Source organism: Bacillus sp. CFBP9009 (genome assembly GCF_036541465.1).
Lineage (GTDB): Bacteria > Bacillota > Bacilli > Bacillales > DSM-1321 > Peribacillus.
Window position 1 is genome coordinate 52,004 of the sequence record NZ_JAZHFU010000016.1, and the last position, 25,756, is coordinate 77,759.

At 41.2% G+C, this 25,756-nt stretch carries 28 protein-coding genes and 1 pseudogene; 10 read left to right on the forward strand and 19 right to left on the reverse strand.

Annotation, left to right across the window (positions count from 1 at the left end):
- Positions 1-32 precede the first annotated feature (32 nt).
- Positions 33-1,664 (forward strand): PAS domain S-box protein, encoded by a 1,632-nt coding sequence (locus V3595_RS23990; RefSeq protein WP_402905732.1) that lies wholly within the window; start codon positions 33-35, stop codon positions 1,662-1,664.
- Between the two features lie 51 nt (positions 1,665-1,715).
- Here the strand turns inward: V3595_RS23990 and V3595_RS23995 are convergent, their stop codons facing one another.
- Positions 1,716-3,206: a cadherin-like beta sandwich domain-containing protein gene (locus tag V3595_RS23995; protein WP_485910144.1), complete on the reverse strand. Its 1,491-nt coding sequence runs from the start codon at positions 3,204-3,206 to the stop codon at positions 1,716-1,718.
- A 302-nt stretch (positions 3,207-3,508) separates the two neighbouring features.
- On the opposite strand from V3595_RS23995, the gene V3595_RS24000 reads away from it, so the two are divergent.
- Positions 3,509-5,143, forward strand: coding sequence for a copper resistance protein CopC (locus V3595_RS24000; RefSeq protein WP_485910146.1), 1,635 nt, complete (start codon positions 3,509-3,511; stop codon positions 5,141-5,143).
- Between the two features lie 18 nt (positions 5,144-5,161).
- Entirely contained in the window at positions 5,162-5,824 is a 663-nt protein-coding gene (locus V3595_RS24005; protein WP_485910148.1) for a YcnI family copper-binding membrane protein, read from the forward strand.
- Between the two features lie 47 nt (positions 5,825-5,871).
- Here V3595_RS24005 and V3595_RS24010 read toward each other — a convergent pair whose 3' ends face one another.
- From V3595_RS24010 to V3595_RS24030, 5 genes and pseudogenes are all read right to left on the reverse strand, one after another.
- Positions 5,872-6,870, reverse strand: coding sequence for a S8 family peptidase (locus V3595_RS24010; protein WP_485910150.1), 999 nt, complete (start codon positions 6,868-6,870; stop codon positions 5,872-5,874).
- Positions 6,871-7,203: 333 nt separating this feature from the next.
- Positions 7,204-7,281 (reverse strand): annotated as a pseudogene (locus V3595_RS24015) (SEC-C metal-binding domain-containing protein); the annotation flags it as partial.
- A gap of 622 nt (positions 7,282-7,903) precedes the next feature.
- Positions 7,904-8,473 carry a nitroreductase family protein gene (locus V3595_RS24020; RefSeq protein WP_485910152.1) on the reverse strand — a complete coding sequence of 190 codons (570 nt, stop codon included), beginning with the start codon at positions 8,471-8,473 and terminating at the stop codon, positions 7,904-7,906.
- 11 nt (positions 8,474-8,484) lie between these two features.
- Positions 8,485-9,657: a toxic anion resistance protein gene (locus tag V3595_RS24025; RefSeq protein ID WP_137018253.1), complete on the reverse strand. Its 1,173-nt coding sequence runs from the start codon at positions 9,655-9,657 to the stop codon at positions 8,485-8,487.
- Positions 9,654-10,310 (reverse strand): 5-bromo-4-chloroindolyl phosphate hydrolysis family protein, encoded by a 657-nt coding sequence (locus V3595_RS24030; protein ID WP_101224994.1) that lies wholly within the window; start codon positions 10,308-10,310, stop codon positions 9,654-9,656. Before V3595_RS24030 ends, V3595_RS24025 begins: the two co-directional genes overlap by 4 nt.
- A 249-nt stretch (positions 10,311-10,559) precedes the next feature.
- Here V3595_RS24030 and V3595_RS24035 point away from each other — a divergent pair, with 249 nt between their 5' ends.
- Positions 10,560-10,997: a coiled-coil domain-containing protein gene (locus V3595_RS24035; RefSeq protein WP_289318207.1), complete on the forward strand. Its 438-nt coding sequence runs from the start codon at positions 10,560-10,562 to the stop codon at positions 10,995-10,997.
- 349 nt (positions 10,998-11,346) lie between these two features.
- Here the strand turns inward: V3595_RS24035 and V3595_RS24040 are convergent, their stop codons facing one another.
- Genes V3595_RS24040 through V3595_RS24050 form a run of 3 tightly spaced genes read right to left on the reverse strand, consistent with a single transcriptional unit; the run spans position 11,347 to position 13,292 of the window.
- Positions 11,347-11,574, reverse strand: a complete 228-nt coding sequence (locus V3595_RS24040) for a hypothetical protein (RefSeq protein ID WP_485910155.1) — start codon at positions 11,572-11,574, stop codon at positions 11,347-11,349.
- A gap of 48 nt (positions 11,575-11,622) precedes the next feature.
- On the reverse strand, positions 11,623-12,900 hold the full coding sequence (locus V3595_RS24045; RefSeq protein ID WP_485910157.1) for an ammonium transporter: 1,278 nt from the start codon (positions 12,898-12,900) through the stop codon (positions 11,623-11,625).
- Complete coding sequence (locus V3595_RS24050) at positions 12,897-13,292, reverse strand: hypothetical protein (RefSeq protein WP_485910159.1); 396 nt, start codon at positions 13,290-13,292, stop codon at positions 12,897-12,899. The genes V3595_RS24045 and V3595_RS24050 overlap by 4 nt, the downstream gene beginning before the upstream one ends.
- Before the next feature lie 286 nt (positions 13,293-13,578).
- On the opposite strand from V3595_RS24050, the gene V3595_RS24055 reads away from it, so the two are divergent.
- The 6 genes from V3595_RS24055 to V3595_RS24080 all read left to right on the forward strand — a co-directional run bounded on the left by V3595_RS24055 (position 13,579) and on the right by V3595_RS24080 (position 16,756).
- Positions 13,579-13,782 (forward strand): DUF1657 domain-containing protein, encoded by a 204-nt coding sequence (locus V3595_RS24055; RefSeq protein WP_289318211.1) that lies wholly within the window; start codon positions 13,579-13,581, stop codon positions 13,780-13,782.
- A gap of 299 nt (positions 13,783-14,081) precedes the next feature.
- A complete protein-coding gene (locus V3595_RS24060; RefSeq protein ID WP_485910161.1) occupies positions 14,082-14,411 on the forward strand; it encodes a SpoVA/SpoVAEb family sporulation membrane protein in 330 nt (109 codons plus the stop codon).
- On the forward strand, positions 14,411-15,415 hold the full coding sequence (gene spoVAD / locus V3595_RS24065; protein ID WP_485910163.1) for a stage V sporulation protein AD: 1,005 nt from the start codon (positions 14,411-14,413) through the stop codon (positions 15,413-15,415). Before V3595_RS24060 ends, spoVAD begins: the two co-directional genes overlap by 1 nt.
- Positions 15,416-15,500: 85 nt before the next feature.
- Positions 15,501-15,632, forward strand: coding sequence for a hypothetical protein (locus V3595_RS24070; protein WP_485910165.1), 132 nt, complete (start codon positions 15,501-15,503; stop codon positions 15,630-15,632).
- 26 nt (positions 15,633-15,658) lie between these two features.
- On the forward strand, positions 15,659-15,865 hold the full coding sequence (locus V3595_RS24075; protein ID WP_101225000.1) for a DUF1657 domain-containing protein: 207 nt from the start codon (positions 15,659-15,661) through the stop codon (positions 15,863-15,865).
- 30 nt (positions 15,866-15,895) lie between these two features.
- Positions 15,896-16,756: a DUF421 domain-containing protein gene (locus V3595_RS24080; RefSeq protein WP_485910167.1), complete on the forward strand. Its 861-nt coding sequence runs from the start codon at positions 15,896-15,898 to the stop codon at positions 16,754-16,756.
- 9 nt (positions 16,757-16,765) lie between these two features.
- On the opposite strand, the gene V3595_RS24085 is transcribed toward V3595_RS24080, so the two are convergent.
- The 10 genes from V3595_RS24085 to gatB all read right to left on the reverse strand — a co-directional run bounded on the left by V3595_RS24085 (position 16,766) and on the right by gatB (position 25,750).
- The gene (locus V3595_RS24085; RefSeq protein WP_350301028.1) at positions 16,766-17,314 is read right to left on the reverse strand and encodes a YitT family protein; all 549 of its coding nucleotides are present in this window, start codon (positions 17,312-17,314) and stop codon (positions 16,766-16,768) included.
- A 301-nt stretch (positions 17,315-17,615) separates the two neighbouring features.
- A complete protein-coding gene (rlmD, locus tag V3595_RS24090; protein WP_485910169.1) occupies positions 17,616-18,986 on the reverse strand; it encodes a 23S rRNA (uracil(1939)-C(5))-methyltransferase RlmD in 1,371 nt (456 codons plus the stop codon).
- 226 nt (positions 18,987-19,212) lie between these two features.
- The gene (locus V3595_RS24095; protein ID WP_170971626.1) at positions 19,213-19,395 is read right to left on the reverse strand and encodes a hypothetical protein; all 183 of its coding nucleotides are present in this window, start codon (positions 19,393-19,395) and stop codon (positions 19,213-19,215) included.
- 38 nt (positions 19,396-19,433) lie between these two features.
- Entirely contained in the window at positions 19,434-20,009 is a 576-nt protein-coding gene (locus tag V3595_RS24100; RefSeq protein WP_485910172.1) for a GNAT family N-acetyltransferase, read from the reverse strand.
- Between the two features lie 62 nt (positions 20,010-20,071).
- Positions 20,072-20,986: a diacylglycerol kinase gene (locus tag V3595_RS24105; protein ID WP_101225006.1), complete on the reverse strand. Its 915-nt coding sequence runs from the start codon at positions 20,984-20,986 to the stop codon at positions 20,072-20,074.
- Positions 20,987-21,169: 183 nt separating this feature from the next.
- Positions 21,170-22,096 carry a hypothetical protein gene (locus V3595_RS24110; RefSeq protein WP_485910174.1) on the reverse strand — a complete coding sequence of 309 codons (927 nt, stop codon included), beginning with the start codon at positions 22,094-22,096 and terminating at the stop codon, positions 21,170-21,172.
- The gene (locus tag V3595_RS24115) at positions 22,093-23,157 is read right to left on the reverse strand and encodes a hypothetical protein (RefSeq protein WP_485910176.1); all 1,065 of its coding nucleotides are present in this window, start codon (positions 23,155-23,157) and stop codon (positions 22,093-22,095) included. The genes V3595_RS24110 and V3595_RS24115 overlap by 4 nt, the downstream gene beginning before the upstream one ends.
- Entirely contained in the window at positions 23,150-23,617 is a 468-nt protein-coding gene (locus V3595_RS24120; RefSeq protein WP_485910178.1) for a hypothetical protein, read from the reverse strand. The genes V3595_RS24115 and V3595_RS24120 overlap by 8 nt, the downstream gene beginning before the upstream one ends.
- Entirely contained in the window at positions 23,614-24,156 is a 543-nt protein-coding gene (locus V3595_RS24125; protein ID WP_485910180.1) for an RNA polymerase sigma factor, read from the reverse strand. Before V3595_RS24125 ends, V3595_RS24120 begins: the two co-directional genes overlap by 4 nt.
- Before the next feature lie 166 nt (positions 24,157-24,322).
- A complete protein-coding gene (gene gatB, locus V3595_RS24130; protein ID WP_251432209.1) occupies positions 24,323-25,750 on the reverse strand; it encodes an Asp-tRNA(Asn)/Glu-tRNA(Gln) amidotransferase subunit GatB in 1,428 nt (475 codons plus the stop codon).
- Positions 25,751-25,756 lie beyond the last annotated feature (6 nt).

The window sequence follows — 25,756 nt, forward strand, 5'->3', positions numbered from 1 at the left end:
TTTGTAATGTCTTAAAATCAGGGAGAATCTCCATGTCCAAACGCTCCATCTTAGCAATATATATCCTATCCGGGATTCTTACATTAGTCGTATTCGACTATTTTTTAACTACAAATATCCATAACAAGGAAGTCTTCGTTCAACTGCAAAGAGTGGAAGGCTTTGTTTTCCTTTTATCAATAGGCTTGGTCTTATATCTTTATTTAGCTAAAAGGGAAGAATTCAAACAATTAAAAGAAGCGGAACAACGTCGGCGTACACTCATCAATTCAATGGTTGATTTCGTTAACTTCAAGGATGGTGATGGCCGATGGCTTGAATCCAATACCTTCGGGCTGCAATTATTTCAATTGGAGCATGTAGATTATAAGGGAAAAAGAGACAGTGAGCTCGCCGAATACTCCGAATTTTATAAAGAGTCGTTGATCTACTGTGAAGTTTCCGATGAAGAAACGTGGGTAAAAGGGGAAATCACACGGTGTGAGGAAATCATCCCTCTTCCCGATGGCAATCACAAGACCTTTGATACGATCAAAGTTCCCCTGTTCAATGAGGATGGTTCACGAAAAGGCTTAGTCGTCATTGGCAGGGATATTTCTGAAAGGGTTGTCGCGGAGAATCAATTATTCGAAAGTGAACAACGCTATAAATCATTGTTTGAACACAACCCATATCCGATGCTGATGCTTGATTTAAACGGAATGATCACGACCGTGAATCCTAGATTTGAAACGGTAACAGGTTTTCAACAGGAAGAAATACATGGAGCCTCATTCATTAATTTGAACTTTTCAGCAGAAGACGCGGAATTGATCCGTACATCTTGCCAATATGTCATGGAAAACCATAAGGGGATCAAAAAAGGGAAAGATATAGAATTCCTGACGAAGTACGGGAAGTCCATCTTACTTTCTTGTACGTTTGTCCCGATGATGGTTGGCGAGGATTTAGTCGGAATCATTACTTATGCTAAAGAGGTCACTCAAATCCGGGAAACCGAAGCACGCTTAAGAAGAACCGAAAAATTATCGATAGTCGGCGAACTTGCCGCAAGTGTAGCCCACGAGGTACGAAACCCGCTGACTTCTTTAAAAGGTTTCGTCCAGCTGCTTAAAAAGAGCGACCATCCCTTTGAACAATACTACACAATCATGTTAAGTGAGTTGGACCGGATCAATCTTATTGTAAGCGAGTTACTCGTTCTGGCAAAACCACAGGAACTTCCATTCAGCAAACATCAAATCATCGACCTGATGAATGATGTCAAAACCTTGTTGAAACCAGAGGCGGACTCGTACCCCACCCAAATATCAATATCTGTTAAAAACGAAATACCGCTTCTATTATGTGAGGGAAACCAATTAAAACAAGTTTTCATAAACATGCTCAAAAATTCAATGGAGGCATCCGCCGATCACATTTGGATTGATTTTGAACGCATGGACAATAACCTTTCCATCACCATCAAAGATAATGGAAGCGGAATTGAAAAAAACCGGATAAAGCATCTTGGAGAACCTTTCTATTCTTCTAAAGAAAAAGGAACCGGATTAGGACTGACAGTCAGTTGCCGAATCATCGAGGCGCATCGGGGAAAGGTCCGCTTTAACAGCGAACTAAACCATGGAACCGAGGTCCAAATCATTTTGCCCATAAAATTTTGAATCCGAGGACAAGCCTAAACCTTGTCCTTTTTTGCAGGATTCAGAACGATCCTATTTAAACAGGGAGGTGAAGAAATCCTTTATATTCCCAAAGAATGACACAGTCTCGACAGGCTGTTTCACATTAACCTGACCTTCTGTATCTTTGGATGTATCGCTCACTTTCTTGCCAGCCGTACTCATTTGTGTAGCCTCAACTTCCGCCTCTTTTGTTTTGACATCATCCACGGTTTCTTCCTCATCCATCTCCACATCCATATCCTTTTCGAAAACAAGGACGTAAGTACGGCGCTCCCCATCCTTTGAAACGGTAACGGAAATGGCCGTCTTCGCTTTATCCTTGATCTTCACTTGTTTACTGCTCTCACCGTCATATTCAATCGTTGCTCCGCTGGCATTTGTCGCTGCATCCATTTCGACTGAAGAAATATCATTATCGACCTCGATATGATAGGTATGCTCATTAGATTCAAAAGATTTGTTCCATACTCCGGTTGATACAGTCAGACTGTTCAACACTGGTGCATTATTACCTTCCTCACCTAAAGAATCTGCTGACGCTACCTTCTCTATAGAATCGGTTTTCAGTTTTTGTGTTGAATTACTTTCAAGTTGCTGTGCTTTCGGCACTTGGCTGACACCACTGCTTGGTTTTAGATTATTGGAGGATTCCGCTGATGTTAAAGATGATTTACTCCCCTTATCCGAGGATTCTGCTGATGTTAAAGATGATTTATTCCCCTTATCCGAGGAAGGTTGAGTTTTACTTGTTTCTGTTGATGGCTCTTTTTGAACTTCACTCTCTTTAGGAGCATCTTTCGATTCGGTTTCCTTGGCTGCAGCCCGTGTAATCGTAAGCGTATAGGTTTTTTCGTCTCCATTTTCTGCTGTAACGACAATCTTCACCGTTGTCTTACCGACTGGAAGGGTAACCTTTACACCGGCACTGGTAGCATCCTTTCCATCCACCTTTACAATTGCGGTACTGTCACTCAATGTCGGAGTTACCGTAACGGACTGGACTTCATTTTCAACTGAAGCATTATAAGCTGTCACTTTAGAATCGAATGTTAATGAGCCTTTTGATAATCCAATCGATGTTAAAAGGTTATCATCACTTTCAAGTTTTTCGACCTTGAGAGTATAGGCAACCGTTTCATTTTCCCCATCGCTGACGGTGATTTCAAACGTATTCATACCAGTTTGAAGAGTTAAATCCTTCACTTTACCATCTGTCATTTTGACACCATTCACGTATATGGCTGCATTCTCGTTAGGACTTGCAGCAAGCAATGTGATCTTTTCCACATCATTCCCCACTGCCGAACTATAATCGTGTACATCTTCTGAAAATTTTTGATCCAGTTCTATCCCTTCTATTTCTAGCTTTGAAAGACTATTTACCGTTTGTGCCTCTTCCTGAATGACAGACGTGCCTTCCGCCGCCCATGCCTCGGGCATATAAGTGGATGTCCCCATCCCCACAAGAGAACCAACCAAGATCACCTTAACGCTTTTTTCTTTTAATCCCTTCTTTAGCAAAGCCTATCCCTCCTATAATTCCTGCAAACATGATAGGGCCAGGTTACCAAAGGAACCTTAATTATTTCTTAATGGATTTTTTCGGAGGATACCTATTGATGCTTTGGTGCAAAGCGGAATCCCCAACCAATACTATGGTTATAATGGAGGGAGGGATGCAGGTCATCTAACCTTATTGTTATCACTTTTCTAGCGAACCTCTTAAACTGCCTTTAGATAACAAATTTATTTTCACTGTTTTTTCACATTTTCCTTTTATAATAAGCTTACATAATCTGATGAAAGGATGATGGCACACCAAGATGAAAAAATATTTTTGGCTGATAGTCAGCCTGTTCGTTTTGCTTTTAAACCCGGCAATGGCTTTTGGTCATGCTACAATAATAAGCTCTAATCCTAGCCCGAATGAAGCAATGGATACTCTTCCTGAAAAAATCAGCATTCAATTCAGTGAGAATATACAACCAGCTTTCCATTCGCTTGAGGTATTCAGCCAAGATGGGGACAAAATTCAAATCCAAGACAGTGCAATCTCGGAACAAAGTGAAAAAGTACTGGAAGCTAAGTGGAAGGGCACTATCGATGAAGGGATTTACTACATTAAATGGAGAGTGGTTTCGAGTGATGGCCATCCCATTGAAGGAACAATACCCTTTCAATTCGGAGATTCAGCTGGTCTTTCAGACCAAGAAAATTCCGAAGTGAATGCAAGTTTTCCGAATTCCATCAATGTAATCCTGCAAAGTCTTCAATACATATGCTTCGCTGCCCTAACCGGAATCCTTTTTTTTAGATTATCATTAATGAAGGATTCTCGACTTTTTGAAGCTAGCAGAAGAACTCGTCTATACCTTTGGCTTTCATATGCAGGTTTAGCATTTTCCATCTTCTGCAGTCTGCCTTTAAAAGTTACGATTGATGCTGGCGTAGGTTGGACTGATGCATTTAAAGTTAGTTATATAAAAGAAGTATTGAATGCTACAAACTTTGGATCGGTCTGGATCATTGAAATTCTAATATTGCTGCTTCTATTTTTAGTGATTTATTTCATGCTCGAGAACTCCCTGAATAAATCACTACCTTACCTTTCTTTCATCATAATTGCCTGCTTGATGATTTGTAAGGCTTTAACTGGACATACAGCAGCCGTTCCTAATCAGGTTCTGGCCGTTTTGATGGATTTCCTTCATTTATTGTCCATGGCTTTATGGCTCGGCGGCCTTATGGCCTTATTGGTGATTTTGCCTGGGCTAGCCGATCGGCAGGCAGTCCAAGAAGATAAGAAAACGTTTTACTGGTCGATCATTTCAAGGTTTTCCAAATGGACATTTCTGTTTGTAATCATACTGATTGTCAGCGGGATATATAGCAGTTTACAGCATGTACCGACTATCCATTCATTGTTTAACACAACATATGGCCAATTGTTACTAGCGAAAATCGGTCTCATGTTAGTCATGATCGTTTTAGGAGGCTTTCATTTTCTCCGAGGGAAAAAGCAAACGAAAAAACTTGGTTATAGTGTAGGAATGGAGTTTGGTTTAGGGGTCGTCATACTTCTCGTTGCAGCTTTGCTGACAAATGTCCAAACTGCCATGTCTTCTCCCGGGCCCATCGAAAAGACGTTACTGACTGAAGAAAATAATGAGGTTACATTAATGGTAACCCCCAATGAAGTCGGGGATAACCTGATTCAAGTAAAACTTTCCAATGAAGGCAAGCCAATTGCTGAAATAGAGCAGCTTACAATCACAATGAAGCCATTGGATACGCCAAATGGTGAAATGAAGCTGCAGATGAAGGAGAAAAACACAGGTACATTTACATCAAAGTCTATATTAACCATGCCAGGAAAGTGGAGTATCCATGTTCACGGATTAACTGAAAACCTGGATTCAATCAATGCTGATTTTATAATTTTCATAGGAAATTCATAACAGGAGGGATTAATACTAATGAAAAACATTTCAAAGCTTCTTATTTTTACATTTGCTGCACTATTCATTTTTTCCGGTTCAGCGTATGCTCACGTTACAGTCAAGCCTAGTTCATCTGCCCCTGAGGCGTGGGAAACTTATACACTCAAAGTACCCGTCGAAAAAGAATCTGCCACTACAAAGGTGACTTTAAAAGTTCCTGAAGGGGTTACTTTTGAAAGCTATCAGCCTGTACCGGGATGGAAAGTAACGACAGAAGGTGACAAAGATGGGCATGTAAAAACGGTAACTTGGGCAGCAACTGATGAAGGTATAGCAGCTGGACAATTCCAGCAATTCTCTTTCGTAGCACAAAATCCTAAAGAAGAAACGAAAGTTGCCTGGGATGCATTTCAATATTACGAAGATGGTGAAATTGTTGAATGGAGCGGTGAAGAAGGCTCAGACCTACCGCATTCTGTAACGGAAGTTACGGTTGCGCCCAAGGCTGATGCAGAACCTGCGGACCATGGTCACAAAGATGAAGCTGACACTAATGATTCCACGACAACTGACAATTCAAAGGAGTCAGCAACAACAGAAGGTGATAGCAACCAAACGCTGATCATCACCCTGGCTGTCATATCACTAATTCTTTCTATTGTAGCGCTTTTAGCAGCTCTAAGGAAAACTAAAAAATAATCATTATGGAAGGGTGCCCCAATTTCTTGAGGCACCTTTTGTCTCTTCTAATATTCCATGACCACCGATTTACTCGGTAACTTAAGGTTTTCTGATTCTATGGTAATCTTAATCGATTTTTCGGCTCTTTGGTCCGCTATCGTTAAGTTAAGCAATCCATTTCCCTGTGCTTTTTTGCTTATTCCCAGATCTTCCGTACTTTTCACCAGCTGTGCATATAATTCCGCTTCAGTTAAATTGCGCTCAAATTCCTTTTCAGCAATCACTTTCAAGAGAGCTGCTGCACCGCTTACATGAGGCGTAGCCATTGACGTTCCGCTCAACCTGGCATATTTATTTCCTGGATACGTAGAGAGAATATCAACCCCTGGCGCCACCAAGTCAATTTCATCATTCGTATTTGAAAAATCCGCTAAATTTCTGCTTAAATCCACAGCTCCGACTTCCACTACCTCGGGATATGCTCCTGGATAATCCAATTCATCCGTTTCATGACGCCCATCACCGCTATTTCCGGCTGCACAAACAACAAGGATATCGTTCTGAAGGGCCTTTTGAATGAGTTTGTGTTCAGTCTCATCCGGAGGTCCGCCAAGTGAAAGTGAAATAACCGAAACCTTTTCTTCATTAGGTCCCCGCCAATTGATTGCATACTCTAGAGCCCCATTAATCCAATCTATATCGCCTTGTCCTTGACCATTTAGGGCCTTTAACGCTAATATGCTTGCTTTCGGAGCCACTCCCACTACACCAGCTTTATTAATGGCAGCCACAACCGTACCGCTGACATGTGTCCCATGTCCGTTATCATCTTGATAATCCCCGGTATTGGTAAAATCCTTCCCGCCAATGATTCTTTCCTTGAGGTCTGGATGTCCCTTGTCAATGCCTGTATCGATGACGGCAACTACCACGCCCTCACCATAATTGCTTTTTTCCCAAATCGCCGGTGCTTTCACAAGCTCGACACCCTCAGGAATCTTCTCTTTCACCGTTTCCATTACTTCAAGAACTTTGTAAGGTATTAATCTTTTTTGTCTTGTCATTTGATTACCCCTTCCTTCGTTCAATAAGTTAAACTGCCATCAGTGTGGGGATTTTCATCCCGTCTGGTTGCCGTCTACCGTTGAAAGAGATGAGATCAAAAAACTCTTCTCTCTTATATATACCAGATTTATGAAAATAAAAAAGAAGTTTTCGGAAAATTCCGTCTAAATAACTACTTTTTATTTCTTTTTGTGTTATTATCTGGTACTCTAATTATAGAACAAACGTTCGTTTAATGCCACATTTTTTTATTCATTATTCAGTTTTTTTCCAAGCATGCGCTTTTCCAATTAAAAAAGAAGCGACTCCGAATTGAGTCAGCTTCCAAAATGTTAAGCTGCACCGCAGCATTTTTTGTATTTTTTCCCACTTCCGCATGGACAAGGTTCATTTCTGCCAATGACCGGTTCTGTGTGAACATGCGGCATTTTAGCTGCCTTTGCACTTTCCATGATAATTTGCGTGCCTTTTTCCTTCATTTGCTGATACCGCTGTTTAAATAACTCCATTACATCTTTACTGTACTTCAGCGTATCTTCCGCGATATCCATCGCCTTTTGCTTGGAAATATTATAATCCTCCAGGACAAATTGATTATCCCCAAAAGAAACCCTCACTCCAAAATGCTGTCCTGCCTGTTTATTGCCTTTAAGCTCCTCAACGAATTCAAGGTATACTTCCTGGCAATCACAAGTCTGATGCATGCAATAATAATCATATATCCAATACGATTTATCTTCGTACTTACTCTTTAAAGCAATGCCATCCTCAACGCCAAATACATCCAAATATTTTATCGCTTTTCCATCGAGTATCTCAAATGGATCAATCGTTCTCATCTATAGACACATCCTAATTCATCAAAATTTATTCTCCCTATGTATTGTACAACCTAATTCATCAATCGTCACTTGAAACGAAGCCTGACAAAGCCAAATCCCTTTCATTAAATGCAGATTTAAGGAAGCCTTATTGAAGGCAATAAAAAAAGCTGCATCAGTGTCTATAAACTGATGCAGCCCTCTCAATCTTTCATTCGATCCATATGGTCAATTCATCAATCGGTGTTCTCTTGGCAGGTTTCGGCTCCATGTCAGGATAACCCAAGTATATGAAAGCCAATACCTCTCCCTTAGAGGATAAATTGAAAAAATCACGGACCTTTTCATGATACGTTATTTTCCCCGTTCTCCATACTGCTCCCAGACCTAGAGAATGTGCTGCAAGAAGCATGTTTTGGATGGCACTGTTCACTGCCGCATATTCTTCTGCCACAAGGACATTATTCTTATCACTAGGCTCTATGCCCACTGCGATGATGACTGGAGCCCTTAATGGATTCTTTTTTTGCCGTTCGAGCTTGCTGATTAAAATTTCAGGGGTATCATCAGCATTTTCAATTCTTGTGATTTCTTCGAATACCTGGCCAAGTTTATTTCTTCCTTCTCCAGTCAATACAAAAAAACGCCAAGGCTCCGTTCGATGATGATTGGGTGCATACGTTCCAGCTTCAATGATTTGCTCGATCATTTCCTTAGGTACCGGATCTTGCTTAACGATTCCAATGCTTCTTCTCGTTTTTATAGCTTCGATAGTTTCCATGTTATCTCCCCTTATCCCTTTATCTCTAATAGTTTCTGTTTCAGTTCATTTTCCATTGATGCCAATTCCTGTTCGGCTTGCCGGCGTTTATGCCTTCCTTCTTCTTGAATCCGCATTGTTTCCTCAAGCGTGGAAATCAAGTTAGCTTGTGTTTTCTTTAATGTTTCGATATCGACAAGTCCGCGCTCATTTTCTTTAGCCGTTTCAATGGTATTCGTTTTCAGCATCTCGGAGTTCTTCAATAACAAGTCATTTGTAGTTTTGGAAACCTGTTTTTGTGCTTCTACAGCATGCCTTTGCCTGATTAGGGTCAATGCAATCGCAACCTGATTTTTCCAAAGCGGAATGGCTGTCATGATCGAAGATTGGATTTTCTCGACTAGTGCCTGATTCGTGTTTTGGATCAGCCTGATTTGCGGTGCGCTTTGAATTGTGATTTCACGACTCAATTTCAAATCATGAAGCCTTTTATCCAACCGTTCAGCAAATTGCAGCATATCATTGACTTCTTGAAACTTCATTTGATCATTGCTTGATTCAGCGGACTTCCTTAGCTCCGGAATCGTTTTCTCATGGATTTCTTCGAGTTTGATTTCCCCTGCTGCAATATAGACATTCAATGCCTGGAAGTAATCCTTATTCGTTTCATATAGCTTTTCAAGGATTACGATATCCGATAACAGGATATTCTTGCTCCGATCGAGTTTCACACTGATACGATCAATTTGGGCCCCTGTTTTTTGATACTTGGATAGCACCTCCTGTACAGATCCCGAGAGCTTCCCGAACATACGTGCAAAAAATGAGGGCTTATCCGGTTTTAGCTCATCCGGGCTCAGCTCGTTTAACTTTTTCATTAAATCACTGATAATGTTGCCCACTTCACCCACATCTTTTTTCTGGACATGCTCAAGCATCGAATTAGAAAAGGTCAGGAGCTTTGATTGGGCGGGTGTACCATAGGAAATCATCGCCTGATGATTCGTTGGGTCGATTTGTTCGGCAAGCTGATAAGCCTTTGCCCTGTTCTCTTCAGGAATGACATCAATCAGTTTAACCGGTTTCGCTTCCTGGGAAGATGCTTTCTCCAACTCCTGCACCCCATCAAATGGATTGGCTAAAAGATCATCGATCAAACTGGCATTGTTCGTTTTATTCAACAGGTTTGGATCATTGTTAGTCATTTTAACCTCCTGCTTTCATCAATTACTTGTGACTCTTTTCTCGTTTTAATGGATTGCTTAGCAACATCCAATTCGAAGTTAAGGTTATCGATATCATCCGCAATCACTTTATATAAATCCTTTTCTATCGTATTAGTTAGTTCCTTTAAGGTTTTACGAGTCTCTGTTAAGGAGAGTTCGAGTTCCCTATTCTTTTTTGGCTGCTGTGCTAAAAAAACATATTTCTCCGCAAGCTCCATGGCGGAATCCAGATGAGAGTAATAAAATTGTTCCGCCTGGTAAAACCGCTTCGGTTCTTTTTTCGTCAGACTATATATTTTCCTGATCATTTTAATCATATCTTTCCTCTGTTTGAAAGAAGAGATATGCCTGACAGAGATTAGTGCTTTTTGCACCCGCCATATCTTCGGTTTTGCTTCAGTTAAATTTTTCTTTATATATTGATATTCTTTTCTCGTCAATTCATGTTTTTTGAGGTATCTTGATGAAAAATATACGGAACTTAGCCAGTATGCAAGCACCCCTCCTGCTAAAGATATGACAACGGACAGGGCAAACGGTTGATTCAATACAAAATAGCTAATTATCCAAACCGGCAAAACCATTGGAAATGCAATCAATATCGGAACAAAATCAGCAAGAAATCGATTCATTATCATTACACTCCTGACTTACACTCTTTTCTATATATACGGATTATCATTAAGATTGGTTTCAAGAAGGATAAAAGAATTTCTCCTATCCTAAACGATATAGGAACCAGATGGTTTCTGCAAATTTATTGAAATTTTTTCTGTAAATTACCTCTTCTTCCCCTAATTATGGGCTAACGCCTAGTCACTTTACCGGAACTTACATAAGTTATTAAGTATCCATCCCGATTTTAAAAAGGAGAGTTGACTATGAATTCATACGGATTTTATCCTTTTCCACAACAAAATGGAAATCATCAGTACTTTCAGTCTAATTATAACCCATATTTCCAACAGCCTGAACGATTTGAATATGTGCCACAGCAAGATTGGGACCTTCAGCAGGTTCAAGAGAATCCATATAGCCAGGTGCCCGACCAATTCGATGTTGAAAGGCAGCCTCAACAACTTGAAAGAAGAGTCCGGGAACTTGAGCGTCAAAACGAGCGTCAAACGAGGGAACTCAATCGGCAGAACCAAGAAATCACGCGGATAAATCGTGAAGTGAACCGCATTAACCAGGAAATCACCAGGCTAAGTCAAGCGGACCAGCGACATACGAATAGGTTAAACAGGCTGAATCAAAGACTTCGGGCAGTGGAAAGAAACCTAAACATCCCCTTCACCGCAACAGATGATGGTTTTTAAAGAAAGCAGGAGCTCATTATGGGCTCCCGCTTTTTTATTTTTCCATGCTTTTATTGAAGGCTTGGTAGTCAGTTCATGAAATTTAATCAAACGATTGATTAAATCTTTAAAGGTCCGCTAAACCCTTGTCCGCGTTACTTAAACTTTAACACCTTTTTGTTTACAGTCATGTTTTCGCTGCCTTAAATGTGATTCCTGCTATCTTCTTTAAAAAAGCAATTACAATTACTGATGCACCGAATAAAAAGAAAATAGGAGTCAGATTCCCGCGCCCCCTCCCTTAATCGTTTAATAAGAAAAAAAACAAAAAAAGAACGGAAGTCATCCTTGCACTCCCGTTTTTTCCCGTTTACAACATTATCCGTTTCAACTTTTCGTTTCTTGATTCCTGTTCCTCCTGGGTAGACAAGTCATACTTCTTCAATAGATGAAAAAGTTCATTCAATGTTTCCTGCGAATTCCCTTTTTCCAAATATCGATCTAATGTTTGACTTATTTCGCTTGGTAAAAATGTTCTTTGACTCTCAAATTTCAGCCTGACATCTTGCTGAGAATGATTAAGATTGCATGCACCCATTTAAAATTCACCTCTTACTTATCTTGATTCTATCTTGTATTATAGTCATTACCTTGTCAATTCTTCATCCCGCTTATAGTAGTCCTCTACCTTGATGAATTCCGGCGAGGTATGTGTGGCCATGATGCCATGATAACTGATATCCAATCCGAGTTCTTCTTCTTCTTCAGTGGATCTAATAGACAGCCAAACATTTATTATTTTAAAAACGAGCCATGTCAATGAAAAGCCCCAGATGCATAACACCGCTAATCCTAATGTTTGAACTCCGAGCAAATGCCATCCCCCACCGGCGAACAATCCGTTTTCAGTGGAGAAAAGCCCTACCGCTATCGTACCCCACATCCCTGATGCCGCATGAACAGGAAAGGCGCCAACCGGATCATCGATTTTTCGGGCTTCCAGCCAATTCGTCGCAGCTAACATCAACATTCCAGAAACTGCTCCAATCAACAATGCCGCCAGATCACTAACAAATGCACAGCCAGCCGTAATCCCGACAAGACCTGCAAGTGAGCCATTGATGACGGAAGGTGCATCCGAGCGTCCATATCTAAAAAGTGTATAAAGCAAGGTCGCCGCTCCCCCTGATGCAGCTGAGAGCATCGTGACAATGGCAATATGGCCAATGCGTCCATCAGTAGCTTGCAAGGTGCTTCCTGCATTAAACCCAAACCAGCCAAACCATAAAAGAAATGCCCCAACAGATGCCAATGGGAGATTACTCGGCAGCGAAATGGAACTAGTCCCCCGTGAAGTGAATTTACCTGCTCTCGGCCCGATTACAATGGCAGCCGCAAGTGCAGAAAAACCGCCTAGCGCATGAATGACCGCCGACCCTGCGAAGTCCTGCATACCCAACTCGCTTAACCAGCCACCTCCCCATACCCAGTGACCGGCAATCGGATAGATGAATGCCGTCATCATTACGACAAAAATAAGATACGCCCGAAAATTTATCCTTTCCGCAACTGCTCCCGAAACGATGGAAATAACGGCGATGACGAATGCGCCTTGAAATAACCAAAATGCATCCATGGAAATCGTAAGGTCGATGTGCGACAAATCACCTTTCAGCAGAAAGCCGCTTGCTCCGATAGTCCCAAATACATCCGTTCCATACATTAAGCCAAAACCAACGATGAAATAGCAAAGCGTTCCGATCGTAATATCGGCAAAAACCTTCATGATGATGTTCACATTATTCTTCGTACGGACGAACCCTGCCTCCAATAAGGCAAACCCGCCCTCCATCAATAGAATCATGGCTGCTGTCAGAACCACCCAAACCGTATCCAAGCCAGCGTTTAACGTTTCTAGAGTCATCTTGGTGTTCCCTCCGCTTTCTGCCAGGCCATTATTTCTTTAATGATGTCTGATGGCAAATTCATTTCCCGTTTTTCCGGTTCAGCTTCAAGTAAACCGATCACCTCATTTAAAAAAGTGACCTTCTGTTTTATTTTCTCGATTTGTTTATATCTATCTTTAACATTCACCAAATGCTCAACGGCCTGGTGATGACTTGGAGCACGCCCTGTAAAAAAACGTTTAAATGGTGATAGGGATTGATACCAAGCTTCCTCAGCTCTTCGTTTTTGCTCATATTTATGTATTTTACTTTTGATCGCTTCAATTTCCGATTCCTGTTTGCTTTTATGAAATAGCAGTCCTTTTATCACTTCTTCAGATGAAATTTCAAAAACAACTCTACTATACAAATCGTCCCTAATGTAAATGTCATATCACCTCACGTAATCACGTTATGTTTTCTATAATTATATTAATAATTCTGAATTCAGTCAATAATTAAACATTAAAAACGATTTGTACTACGAATAAATCCGATTTTAACTACACTTCTGCCTGTTCCCTTTCCATTAATCAAACGTTTGATTAATGGAAGAGCCAGTCACTCGATACAATTCCTAGATAAATTTGGAAGGTATAGATAATCATTTTTTTCCTTACTCTAATAAGGCAGTTACAAATTAAGGAGGTTCATATATGACAGTAATAAGTGATGTCAAAACAACTATAGCAGGGCTGAAAAGCGCACAAGCGAGCTTTGAAACCTTTGCCCTTTCCACAGATAATGAGCAAGCCAAACAACTATACCAACAAGCTGCCCAACAAACACAATCGATTGTGGACAGCATCACCCCTCGCATAGATGAGATTCAAAACGAGGAACCTCAATATAAACAATAATCATTCATATAAAAAAGGTTGGTTAAAGCAACCAGCCTTTTTTATATCTTTCATTCCTTTTTCTATACCAATCGTCGTTTTTATGTAGAACAGGATCTTTGAGCTAATCCCAAGCCAGCTATTAATAAGGGACGGGGCTTGAATTTACATACCTGAATTGACCGAACTGCGGACAATCAAGCTAATGAATCAGTACGAGTCGCGGATGTAAAAGCTGTGAATTGCATACGCTTAAAAATCGTAAACAGGCCGTTTTTTAGAATTTGATTGACAGGAAATTGGAAGTTAAAAGGTCAGTTATGACCGGCGGTACAATTTACATGATTGGACAAGTCATCTCGAATTTTCATATCCATTTTGACTTAACAGACCAGACAGCCGTAAACCCAATGGCAGGAATATTAATATTCATTGCTATGTTCCTCAAAGGATTTAAGGTGTATGACCGAATCTGCCGCTTGTTTCACTTAAAGGTTTCGGTAATGCCGCTATATCCGCAGCAATTGAACACCGGGCGAGGTTTCGTTTTAGGTGATGGCTGTAATATATTCAAATCGGCTGAAGGATTTATGTTATTCCAAAATTTTATCTTAGCACTGACAATACTCATACAATGGGGTGGTTTATAATGCTTACGGGACATCGGACATGGGTGTTTGATCAAAAACCTGTCATCATCTCCACAGGAACCGTTGGCGGTCCATTTGAAGCAGACGGTATGCTTGCGGATGATTTCGATCTTTTCCATTCCGATTTATGGATCAATCAAGATACCTATGAAAAGGCACATAAAGTCTTATTGGAAGAAGCGAGTACAAAAGCAATCGAAAAGGCGGGTCTTCAGAAGGAACAGATTCAATTTTTCCTTGGAGGCGACCTTATCAATCAAATAACCCCTACGAGTTTTGCTTGTCGAACACTGGGAACACCTTATCTCGGCTTATTTGGTGCTTGCTCCACCTCAATGGAGGGACTGGCTCTTGGTGCATACCTTGTCAATACCAAAGGGGCAGAGTACTTATTGACAGGAGCATCAAGTCATAACGCCGCGGTAGAAAAGCAATTTCGCTACCCAACTGAATACGGAGGGCAAAAACCTCCAACAGCCCAATGGACCGTTACGGGGGCCGGAGTGGCTTTATTAAGCAGTTCCGGGGAAGGCCCAAAGGTCACTTCAGCAACGATAGGCCGTGTCATCGACATGGGATTGACTGATCCTTTCAATATGGGTGGTGCCATGGCCCCGGCCGCTGTAGATACGATTGAAGCCCACTTAAGAGAAAGAAACCTCGACCCATCCTATTATGATTTAATAGTGACCGGGGATTTAGGAAAGATTGGACATGAAGTTTCTCTGGCATTATTAAAAAAACATGGTACGCCGATTAAAGAAGAGCAATATAAAGATTGCGGTTTAATGATATACAGGGATGGTCAACCGGTCCTGGCCGGGGCAAGTGGCCCAGGTTGTTCCGCAACCGTCGTTTATGGTCATTTATTAAATCGCATGAAAAAGGGAGAAATAAAACGAATGCTCGTCGTGGCTACAGGGGCCTTGTTATCTCCCCTATCCTTTCAACAAAGTGAGACGATCCCATGCATTGCCCATGCCGTATCGATTGAATTCGAGTGAATCACTACCATGATTTACTTGTGTAACGGGACAGATAAGGTTTGAAGTATTCAAACACACACCTGCTCATACTGGATGAACATTCTTGGCTGCGGAGATTGTTTCCGTAGCCTTAGCGGATGTGGAAAAGCATACGATTAATCGGTTGTTGCCTCTGATATTTGAAGCAACCAGTGCCGGGATAACAGCCGCGCATTGTTCCGAGTCATTATTTTAGACCTAAAAGGATAAGGAGGATGCTGCATGACGATAGCTTCCAATGTCAAACAATGTGTCTCTAGCCTAAAAGGAGTTGAAGCAGGTTTATCCAGCTTAGCACTCCGGACTCAAGATGATGAATCTAAACGCATCTTGCATGAAACGATGCTGGTGGTGAATGAAGTTATTAAGGATGTACAGAAGCGCGTAGGCGAGTTAGAAAGGGAAGAACCGCAATATAAAGGTTTTTAATAACCATGATCAAGCAGGAGGTGTTTGGTAATGCCGGATTGGATAGAAATTGTTTTACGTTCATTATTCTTTTTAATTGTTCTTTTTTTGATCACTAAAGTGTTAGGAAAAAAACAATTGTCCCAGCTCTCCTTTTTTGAATATGTAACGGGCATAACCATTGGTAATGTTGGGGCAGAATTAGCTACAAAAGTGGAGGGCAATATTATACATGGTGTACTGTCCATTCTCGTTTTTGCCATAGCACCCTTCATTGCAGGATTAATATCCTTAAAAAGTAAAACTTTTCGTGACCTTATTGAAGGAAAAGCATCGGTATTCATCAAAGATGGGAAAGTCATGGAAGATAATTTAAAAAAAGAGAAATATACCATCGATGAATTGTTAGGATTGCTCCGGAAGAAGGATGTCTTCGATATTTCTGAAGTTGAGTTTGCCTTATTGGAAGCCAACGGGGATTTTTCCGTAATGTTAAAGAAGCAAAATCAACCTATAACAGCTAAGGACCTTAACTTGTCTGTAGCTGCAGTAAAGGAGCCACAAACCATCATTATGGACGGCAGCATACTTGATGAACCACTTTCCACGATTGGTCTGAACCGAAATTGGCTTCATACTGAACTGGATAAGTTGGGTGTACTCCTAGAAAATGTGTTTCTTGGTCAAGCTAATTCTAACGGAGAATTAACTGTGGACCTTTATGATGATAAGCTTAAAGTTCCTTCCCCTCAAGAAAAACCTCTTTTGCTCGCGACCTTGAAAAAATGCCAAGCGGACCTAGAGTTGTTTGCCCTTGGAACTGAATCAAAGGAAGCTAAAGAGATGTTTAGCAAAAATAGCGAAAAGCTGCAAAGGGCAATAGATGACGTAGCCCATATCTTAAGGAACTGATTATATTTTTCATTTCCTCACTTTCATAAGCGATGTGATCAGTCCAATGATGACGATCGTCACACATGAAAAAAGAAATATTTCGATACCTAAGGTGAATGCTGCAGCTGAAATGATTAGTGTATCTATGACGATAATCGCCAAAGCAATATCCATGGAGGTAGATTTTGAGATGATTTTAGCTAACATATCCGTTCCCCCGCTGCTTGTCTCATATCGAAGCATGAGTCCTATGCCCATCCCTATGATGGCACCGCCGATCAAAGAGCTTGTTAGTATCGAAATGGAAAAGACCTTTTTCAATGGATTAAGCCAATCCATAAAAAGGGATGTCAAAAGCAATCCGTGAACGCTGCTATAGAAAAAAGACCGTTCATAGTACCAGGCATATAAAAATATAGGAATACTAAGGATCAACATGGATAACCCCGTTTGAAAACCAAAGAAATAATGAAGGATAAGTGCAATCCCAATAACGCCGCCATCTATTAAATGATGAGGAACTAAAAAACCATTGATTCCGATGCCCACCAAAAAGCTACCAACAATTACAGCCACCGCTTTTTGAAAATTAATAAAATCACCTTGCCTCCCAATTCATATATTTCTTAATATATGTCCAAGTCAAAGCGTCAAGAATAAACATGCAAAAAAAAAATCTCCCTCCCTTCCCTTCAAACTAATTACGGTAAAAAGGTCCCGGTCATTTAGACCGGGACCACAGTTTGTAAACAAAAGGGGAAAAGCGCGTCTAGGGAGACCCGCGGAAAGCGAGTGCCTTGAACGGAAATCAACGTCCAAATTGTACAAGCCATAAAAAAACTGTAGGCCCAGTCAATTAGACCGGGCCCACACTCAATCATTTCAACTCTAATAAAACTACATTTTCAACATGTGTCGTCATTGGGAACATATCGACAGGTTGGATATCAACTGCTTTATATCCGCCTTCTTCCAATATATGAAGATCACGCGCTAAAGTGCCTGGGTTGCATGATACGTATACGACTTTGTTAGGTTTCATCTCGATGATCGTATTCAGAAGGGATTCTTCACAACCTTTGCGAGGCGGATCCACAACGATGACATCCGCAGTGTTGCCCTTTTGATACCATTCAGCAATAACGTTACCTGCGTCGCCGACCATGAATTCTGTATTTGAGATATCATTCAATTCAGCGTTGCGGCGTGCGTCTTCTATCGCATCTTCGACGACTTCGACACCGATTACTTTTTTCGCTTTTTTAGCTAAAAATAAAGAGATGGTTCCAATGCCGCAATAAGCATCTATCACCGTTTCTTCACCCGTCAGTCCTGCATATTCAAGAGCTTTATCATAAAGGACTTTCGTTTGGTCTGGATTGATTTGGTAGAAGGATTTTGCTGAAATCGCAAATTTCACATCACCGATCATATCATGGATCACTTCGTCGCCCCATAGTACAGTCATTTTATCGCCCAAGATAACATTCGTTTTCTTGGAATTCACGTTTTGTACAATGGACTTCACTTGTGGAAGACGTTCAACGATTTCCTTCACGATGGTTTCGATGAAAGGGATACTTTTCGTTCTTGTAACAAGAACAATCATTAATTCGCCTGTTTGCTTGCCATAACGGGCCATGATGTGCCGCAAAACACCTTTATGTGCCTCTTCATTATAAGCAGGAATACCAAGTTTACTGAAAATCTCTTTAACAACTTGAACGGCTTCATTGATCACTTCATTTTGGATAATGCTTTCTTTCGTTTCAACAATTTCATGTGTCCGCGGTTTGAAGAACCCTGCTATTAGCTTGCCATCCTTTTCACCAACAGGCACTTGCGCTTTATTGCGATAATGGGTTGGATTCTCCATCCCGATAATTGGGTGAACCTTCACATCCTCAAGTTTCCCTATGCGTGTCATCACTTCACGCACTTGCTTTTCCTTGAATTCCAACTGTCCTTCATAGCTCATATGCTGCAGCTGACAACCACCGTATTTAGGGTAATCTTCGGTCGTGACCTCAACACGGTATGGACTGTTTTCTATAATCTCCATCAAGCGGCCGAAGCCATAACCCTTATTAGCTTTCATCACTTTAATTTTTGCTTTTTCACCTGGAAGGGCGCTCTGAACAAAGATCGGGTACCCATCGACTTTAGCGACGCCAGCCCCTTCATGTGTTAAATCTTCAAATAAAACCTCTATAATATCATTTTTAGCAACTGGTGCTGTTTTTTTCATATCATCTTCTCTTTTCTTTTTTATGCTAGCCTGTATTTTACCACAATAGAGGCCTTGTCACAAAACCACTCACCAATTTACCTTGGTTTTCATAAAAATATAAGGAATTACGGATTTTTCATAGTTCCAAGAATAAAAGTTCACTAAAAAAAGAAAAATAAGGAAAAACAGATGAGGTGAGGAAATGGGTTTATTTAACTCTATATCGGCCTGGAATGCTACAAGGTTAGAAAAACATCGTGCAAGTATGGAGGAAAAAGGCCTCTGTCCGGATTGTTACGGACGTGGATACAGCTCCTTCGTACCTACGGAATATCATTTTTCCGATATACACGACTGTCCCGGCTGTAATGGCACCGGCGCTTACGCTGATTGGGCCGCCATGAATGGACAGCAAATGTAATCGCATACAGTGCCAAATTTCAAATTAGAAAAAAGGACCCCCTGTTAAACAGGAGGTTCTTCTATTTCCTTTACCATATAGCAAAATTCATGGCCGCTAATCGGAATGGTTTTAATTTCCACATACCCCAATCTGCTATAGAGACGATTCGCCGCTTCATTTTCCTTTTCAACGACTAAAGAAACCCTTGGATATCCCTTATGTTTAGCGTATCCCTCAACATATTGAATCAGTGCACTGCCAATACCTTTCCCTTGAAAATCCGGGTCAACGGATACTGTATCCAAATAAAAGTCTCTCATTTCCGCTTCCTTATCGAGCGTAACGCTTGGGTCTTTCATCTTCATCCTTAATTGTTTCACTATCGGTTCATCCAAGCTTTCGGCATCCTTGCCATGGTAAGCAATGATCAATCCAGATACTTGTCCATCATGTTCACTGACAAGCGTATTTTCATAGCTGACCCGATTCCCACTTTTCCTGAACAAATCGGCAAGAACGGAAAGTATCCTTTCTTCTTCCGTTTCACCTGTCAAAACCTCTGCAATTTCCTTAATCGCTAACCGGGTCAATTCGGCTGCCTTTTCCGCATCCTCCGGTGTCGCTTTCCTGATATACATGTTTGTAATTCTCCTTGCTTCATTAAACTGAAAAGGCCACCAGATTCAGTGGCCTCTTCAACCTATTTATTTGCCGGATCGTCCGGCAGTATTCCTTGCGGGATGAATACATCAAAATGGCGGTACTGATTTACGAATTCAGCTGGGGCCATCCCGCCAAATTCCCCATCCAAGTTAAGCATCATGTCCTTTTTGGCATGTACTTTAATTCGATTGGCTTTTTCATAAATGACGTTTTTATCATGGATATGTTCACCGCGCATTGCCAATGTTGCGACACGGACAATATCAGCGAGGTTTGCCTTTTTCAAAATAAGCAACGTGAACATCCCATCATTCAAAGAGGCGTCAGGGGCCAGTTTCTCGAAGCCGCCGACCGAATTCGTGTTAGCCACCAAGAAAAGCATGATCTCTCCTTCAAAAAGCTTTCCATCATATTCAATAGAAACTTCCGTCGGCTTAATTGAAGGAAGCATTTCAATTCCTTTAATATAGTACGCTAGCTGACCAAGCATGGTTTTCAGCTTGATCGGCACGTCGTAGGTCAATTCGGTCAATCTGCCCCCGCCAGCAATATTGATGAAATACTTATCGTTCATTTTCCCGATATCGACCGGCATCGTATGCCCACCGGCAATAATTTCGGCCGCCCCTTCGATCGACTTCGGTAAATGCAGCGCCCGGGCGAAATCATTGGTCGTTCCCGTCGGAATGATTCCTAGTTTCGGACGTTTCTCTGCAGTGGCCAGTCCATTAACAACCTCATAAATCGTACCGTCGCCCCCTGCTGCAATAACTACATCATAGCCGCGTTCAATCGCTATCTTAGCCGCTTTCGTCGCATCCCCGGCACCGGTCGTCGCATGTGCAGAAGCTTCATAACCAGCTTCTTCAAGTTTTGCTAGCACACCTGGCAGGCTCTTCTTAATGGCTTCCCGGCCCGAAGTCGGGTTGTAAATCAACCTTGCTCTTTTCATTTTCCCATCATCCTTATACATATTGATTCCATAATTTACATCTTAATCCTTCGTTACATGAAAAGCAATATTCGAAAAAAAGAGGACCGTATTTCGGTCCATATCTTTATATGCATTTTACTAGAAATCGTATCAGGGAAATTATAATGCTTTTTACAATTTTATTCTAGTAAATGATTTCAATCATGGATATTGAACGTTCACGTTAAATGTATCGGTAACCGTTAAAGTATGTTTCCCTTCACCAGTATTGAATATCCCGTTCTTTTTTACAATGCCTTCTTCACTTGTTCCTTCTTTCACTTCAGTCATTTTCCAGCCACTCTCAGGGCCTTCAAGTTCCTCGACCCCTCTAGCATCTATCTTGATATCACTATTATCCTGAAGGAATACACTTAGACTTCCGCTGTCCTTCACACTCCAGTCATTCAAGAGCTTTCTAGGCTTCAAGACAAGATCGGTACTTTGTCCGTCTATCTCCACTGCCAACTCAGCAGGGATTATAAGAGTTGCCTTAAGATTTCTTGTACCACTGTCCAAAAATCCATTTTGACTCGGCAAATCCTTGAAGCTTATATAAAGAGTATCCCCATTTCTCTCAACAAGTAAATAATCTTCCGCCTTTTTCAACAACGAATCAGCATCTTCCAGTACCCGCTCACCATATGTTCCAAAAACGGAAACTTCCTCGTCCTTACCACTTTCAATTGTCAATGGGTATGAGCCAGTGTCCAGGACAACTCTCTGTATGCCCTTCCCTGCCTTTTTATTGAAACCAGGCAAATTGACCGTTTTCTCTTCACTATTCACGGCAGCCCTAACTTGATCCATCAATCCGCTGGATGTAAGCAGAATTAAAACTATTCCCGTCGTTCCAAGCAATCCAACGAAAAGAATGCTAAGAATATCATACTTTACAAAAGAACTTTCTTTTCTTGAAAAATAAATATAAAAGAGAATCTCTGCACCCAAGATAATGAACAGCAACGGCCACCACGATAGCAGAATCGTCGTCAAATTCATATCCGCAATTTGAGAAACGAGTAAAACCAAACCCAAACCAACCAGGGAGATCCCCATTGAAATCGTTCCGACTCTCCATGTTCTCATTTCGTCTCCTCCTCGACTCTCCCTTTTTTACTTCCCGTCAGCAATTTGATTCCCCCGCCTATGAGAAGGATGCATACAAGTCCTTTTTGAAAATAATCTCTAAACCAATACTCCAAGTTGCTTCCAATCCATTCATCTAAATGAGGGGCAATGGCCGGGACGATTATATTACTGGCCAAGAAATAGATTCCAATTCCCACCAACCCCAATCCTAGCCATTTTTGGTGATTGACCATACCCGAAATGATGGGCGTATCTTCTACTGGACCCTCTTCCATTTTCGAAGCTTTTTGCATTCCATCAAAAAAACTATAAAACCAGATAATCGGAATAAGGAAAAAGAAGAAACCTAACCGGAGTAAATCCAGTATGTAAATGGCGAATAAAAAGCCTGCCATCAATTGAATCCCACGTTTTTGCAGCCCCAAATATAAGTGACCTGCACCAGGAAAAATGGCGAGTAAAGTCGCGACCGATTTACTCTTCTTCCCGGATTCCCTTCTCTCCTCGAAATCTTCCAAAACGGTCCGATCGATAAGCTCCTCACCTCTTTGCTTTTTATTCAGCTGTTGAACAGAATCAAAAAAGCTGTAAATCCAGATAACAGGCAATAATGCAATGAATATTAACAGACCTTCCATTTGAGTCATCACACTGATGAATACCACCATGATGCCAAGGCCTAAAAAGCCGATGAGAAAAATGAGTCCCCGATTCATGAGACCCAGCTGAAAATGCCCTAATCCTGGAACGAATGAAAGGATGATTACATAAAACCTTTCCGCCTCCGGCTGATCGGCCTCTACATTCTCTTCACTTTTAGGATTCCTCAGTGAGGTGACCACCAAATCAAATATACTGATGAAATAAAACACCATTCCAATAACGGAAAAAGCCAGAAACGCATCCGATTGACTGATCAACGATAGAAAAAGACCTCCAAGCCCCAATCCAGCCGTGGCAAGAAAATAAAATAACCCTTTATATTTCCTTCCTAGGTAAAAATGTCCGAAACCTGGCAGAAACGATAATAAAAAAGCTAATACCGGACTTTTATTCATTTCTAAACCCCTCCTTATTTTTCTTTTCGATTGTCTCCATCCAATTAAATGTTTTATCAATAAGTCCATCGGTTAAGGACTGCGTTTCTTTTCCGCTGCTTGATTCCACAGAATCCACGTATTCCGTCAATGATTGAAATACTCCGCCTACCATCAATAAAATCGTAAATCCGGCCGCAATCAGGTAATGTCTTGTAATCGTCCGAAGTGATTTCTCTTTTCTGTGTTGCTTAGCCTCTTCACCAGAACCTTCTTTCAATCGGCTAATCGAGTCCATGACCGGACCTGCAATATCAAATCCTTCGATGTCCAGAGTGGCTTCTTCTTTTTCCATCGCTTCCATATAGGCGGACAAACACTTGTCACAGGAGTATAGATGATTTTCATATTCAATTTTTAGAGCCTCTGGTATTTCATCTGCCAAATATGCAACCCATTCTGCTTCAGGAACATGATTCATGAAAAATCCTCCTCTTTCCAATGTTTTCTCATCCAATTTCTTGCCCGATATAGCTTTACCTCGACAGATTTCACTTGAATATGCTGTTCCTCTGCAATTTGCTTGAATGTCTTTTCCTTTATGTAATAGCCATATACAACATCCCGATATCCCTCTGGAAGGTCATTCAGCTTCCGTAATACTTGCTTTCGCCTTTCATTCCGAAAGAATACGGCCTCGACATCATCCGTTAAGCTCAAATTAGCTTCCGATGAATGTTCGTCCTGCAATTCTTCCTTTTGGCGTTCCCTCTTTCTCTTTAGATCGATTGCATGATTGACCGCAATTCGGGTAATCCAGGTTTTGAAACCTTGGTTCTTATATTGAGGAAGAGAGGTGTAGATTTTGATAAAGACTTCCTGGGTAACATCTTCTGCATCCTTTTGATTCCGCAAGACGGAATAGACGGTCCTATAAATCGTCTGTTTATATGTTTCAATCAACATTCGGAATGCATGATCATTCCCAGCCCTTACCTTCTCAACTAACTCATCCGTCACTTCTCTTCCTCCTTTCCTTTTAATCATTCATGTAATAGACGCACAAAAAGGAGTTACCCCTACAGATAACTCAAAAAAAATCAAAAATATTTTTCCGCTTTTTCACAGTAAACTCTTTTCTTAATCAAGAGAAAACCGTACCACTTTAAAAGTGATACGGTCAATATTAACGTTTATTGATTTCTTCCACCAAAATTTTATTAACAAGCTGTGGATTGGCTTGTCCTTTTGTCGCTTTCATGATCTGTCCGACAAGGAAGCCGATTGCTTTTTGTTTACCGGCCTTAAAATCTTCAATTGATTGAGGGTTATTATTCAATGCTTCTTCAACGGCTGTAAGCAATGCGCCTTCATCGGAAATTTGGACTAGTCCCTTCTCCTTGACGATCGTTTCAGCATCCCCGCCGTTTTCAATCAATTCTTTGAAAACTTTTTTAGCGATTTTAGAAGAAATCGTGCCATCTTCAATCAGCTTGATCATTCCAGCCAACGATTCAGCAGTCAATTTGACATCATGCAGCTCTTTACCTTCTGCATTCAAGAAAGCGGAAACCTCGCCCATGATCCAGTTAGATGCCAGTTTTGCATCCGCGCCTGAAGCGACTGTCGCTTCAAAGAAATCAGCACTTTCTTTCGTTACCGTTAAAACGGCTGCATCATATTCCGGTAAGCCAAATTCTTCGACATAGCGTTTTTTCCGGGCATCCGGAAGTTCCGGAATCTCGGCAGCGATACGCGCTTTCCATTCTTCATCGATATGGATTGTCAATAAGTCCGGTTCCGGGAAGTAACGATAATCATCGGATCCTTCCTTAATTCGCATTAGTACCGTTCTGCCTGTAGCTTCATCGAACCGGCGTGTTTCCTGTTCGATTATGCCGCCTTCATTCAAGATTTCCGCTTGGCGGATTTCTTCATGCTCCAACCCTTTGCGGACGAAGTTGAATGAGTTCAAGTTTTTCAATTCGGTTTTCGTACCGAATTCTTTTTGGCCGACAGGTTTCAAGGAAATGTTGGCATCACAGCGAAGTGAGCCTTCTTCCATTTTACAATCGGAAACGCCGGTGTATTGAATGATGGATTTCAATTTTTCCAGATATGCATAAGCTTCTTCTGGGGAAGTAATATCCGGCTCGGATACGATTTCAACTAGAGGCGTACCTTGGCGGTTATAATCACAAAGTGAATAGTTCCCTTTATGTGTCAGCTTTCCAGCATCCTCTTCCATATGAATGCGGGTAATGCCAATTTTCTTTTTCTTGCCGCCCACTTCAATCTCAATCCAACCATGCTCACCGATCGGCTGATCGAACTGTGAAATTTGGTATGCTTTAGGATTGTCCGGGTAAAAATAGTTTTTCCGGTCGAATTTCGTAATTTCCGCCACTTCGCAATTCAGGGCAATTGCAGCCTTCATTGCAAAATCAACAGCCTTTTTATTGACGACAGGCAATACACCTGGGTAGCCTAGGTCGATTACAGTCGTGTTACTATTTGGAGCGGCACCAAAATGATTTGGGCTCGCTGAGAAAATTTTAGAATCCGTTTTTAATTCTACGTGTACTTCTAGACCAATCACCGTTTCAAAGTCCATTTTTTT

Coding starts and splice junctions, on each gene's coding strand:
- V3595_RS23990 (WP_402905732.1), top strand. CDS start 33: ATGTCCAAACGCTCCATCTTAGCAATATATATCCTATCCGGGATTCTT.
- V3595_RS24000 (WP_485910146.1), top strand. CDS start 3,509: ATGAAAAAATATTTTTGGCTGATAGTCAGCCTGTTCGTTTTGCTTTTA.
- V3595_RS24005 (WP_485910148.1), top strand. CDS start 5,162: ATGAAAAACATTTCAAAGCTTCTTATTTTTACATTTGCTGCACTATTC.
- V3595_RS24010 (WP_485910150.1), bottom strand. CDS start 6,870: ATGACAAGACAAAAAAGATTAATACCTTACAAAGTTCTTGAAGTAATG.
- V3595_RS24020 (WP_485910152.1), bottom strand. CDS start 8,473: ATGGAAACTATCGAAGCTATAAAAACGAGAAGAAGCATTGGAATCGTT.
- V3595_RS24025 (WP_137018253.1), bottom strand. CDS start 9,657: ATGACTAACAATGATCCAAACCTGTTGAATAAAACGAACAATGCCAGT.
- V3595_RS24030 (WP_101224994.1), bottom strand. CDS start 10,310: ATGAATCGATTTCTTGCTGATTTTGTTCCGATATTGATTGCATTTCCA.
- V3595_RS24035 (WP_289318207.1), top strand. CDS start 10,560: ATGAATTCATACGGATTTTATCCTTTTCCACAACAAAATGGAAATCAT.
- V3595_RS24040 (WP_485910155.1), bottom strand. CDS start 11,574: ATGGGTGCATGCAATCTTAATCATTCTCAGCAAGATGTCAGGCTGAAA.
- V3595_RS24045 (WP_485910157.1), bottom strand. CDS start 12,900: ATGACTCTAGAAACGTTAAACGCTGGCTTGGATACGGTTTGGGTGGTT.
- V3595_RS24055 (WP_289318211.1), top strand. CDS start 13,579: ATGACAGTAATAAGTGATGTCAAAACAACTATAGCAGGGCTGAAAAGC.
- V3595_RS24060 (WP_485910161.1), top strand. CDS start 14,082: ATGACCGGCGGTACAATTTACATGATTGGACAAGTCATCTCGAATTTT.
- spoVAD (WP_485910163.1), top strand. CDS start 14,411: ATGCTTACGGGACATCGGACATGGGTGTTTGATCAAAAACCTGTCATC.
- V3595_RS24075 (WP_101225000.1), top strand. CDS start 15,659: ATGACGATAGCTTCCAATGTCAAACAATGTGTCTCTAGCCTAAAAGGA.
- V3595_RS24080 (WP_485910167.1), top strand. CDS start 15,896: ATGCCGGATTGGATAGAAATTGTTTTACGTTCATTATTCTTTTTAATT.
- rlmD (WP_485910169.1), bottom strand. CDS start 18,986: ATGAAAAAAACAGCACCAGTTGCTAAAAATGATATTATAGAGGTTTTA.
- V3595_RS24095 (WP_170971626.1), bottom strand. CDS start 19,395: ATGCGATTACATTTGCTGTCCATTCATGGCGGCCCAATCAGCGTAAGC.
- V3595_RS24100 (WP_485910172.1), bottom strand. CDS start 20,009: ATGTATATCAGGAAAGCGACACCGGAGGATGCGGAAAAGGCAGCCGAA.
- V3595_RS24105 (WP_101225006.1), bottom strand. CDS start 20,986: ATGAAAAGAGCAAGGTTGATTTACAACCCGACTTCGGGCCGGGAAGCC.
- V3595_RS24110 (WP_485910174.1), bottom strand. CDS start 22,096: ATGAGAACATGGAGAGTCGGAACGATTTCAATGGGGATCTCCCTGGTT.
- V3595_RS24115 (WP_485910176.1), bottom strand. CDS start 23,157: ATGAATAAAAGTCCGGTATTAGCTTTTTTATTATCGTTTCTGCCAGGT.
- V3595_RS24120 (WP_485910178.1), bottom strand. CDS start 23,617: ATGAATCATGTTCCTGAAGCAGAATGGGTTGCATATTTGGCAGATGAA.
- gatB (WP_251432209.1), bottom strand. CDS start 25,750: ATGGACTTTGAAACGGTGATTGGTCTAGAAGTACACGTAGAATTAAAA.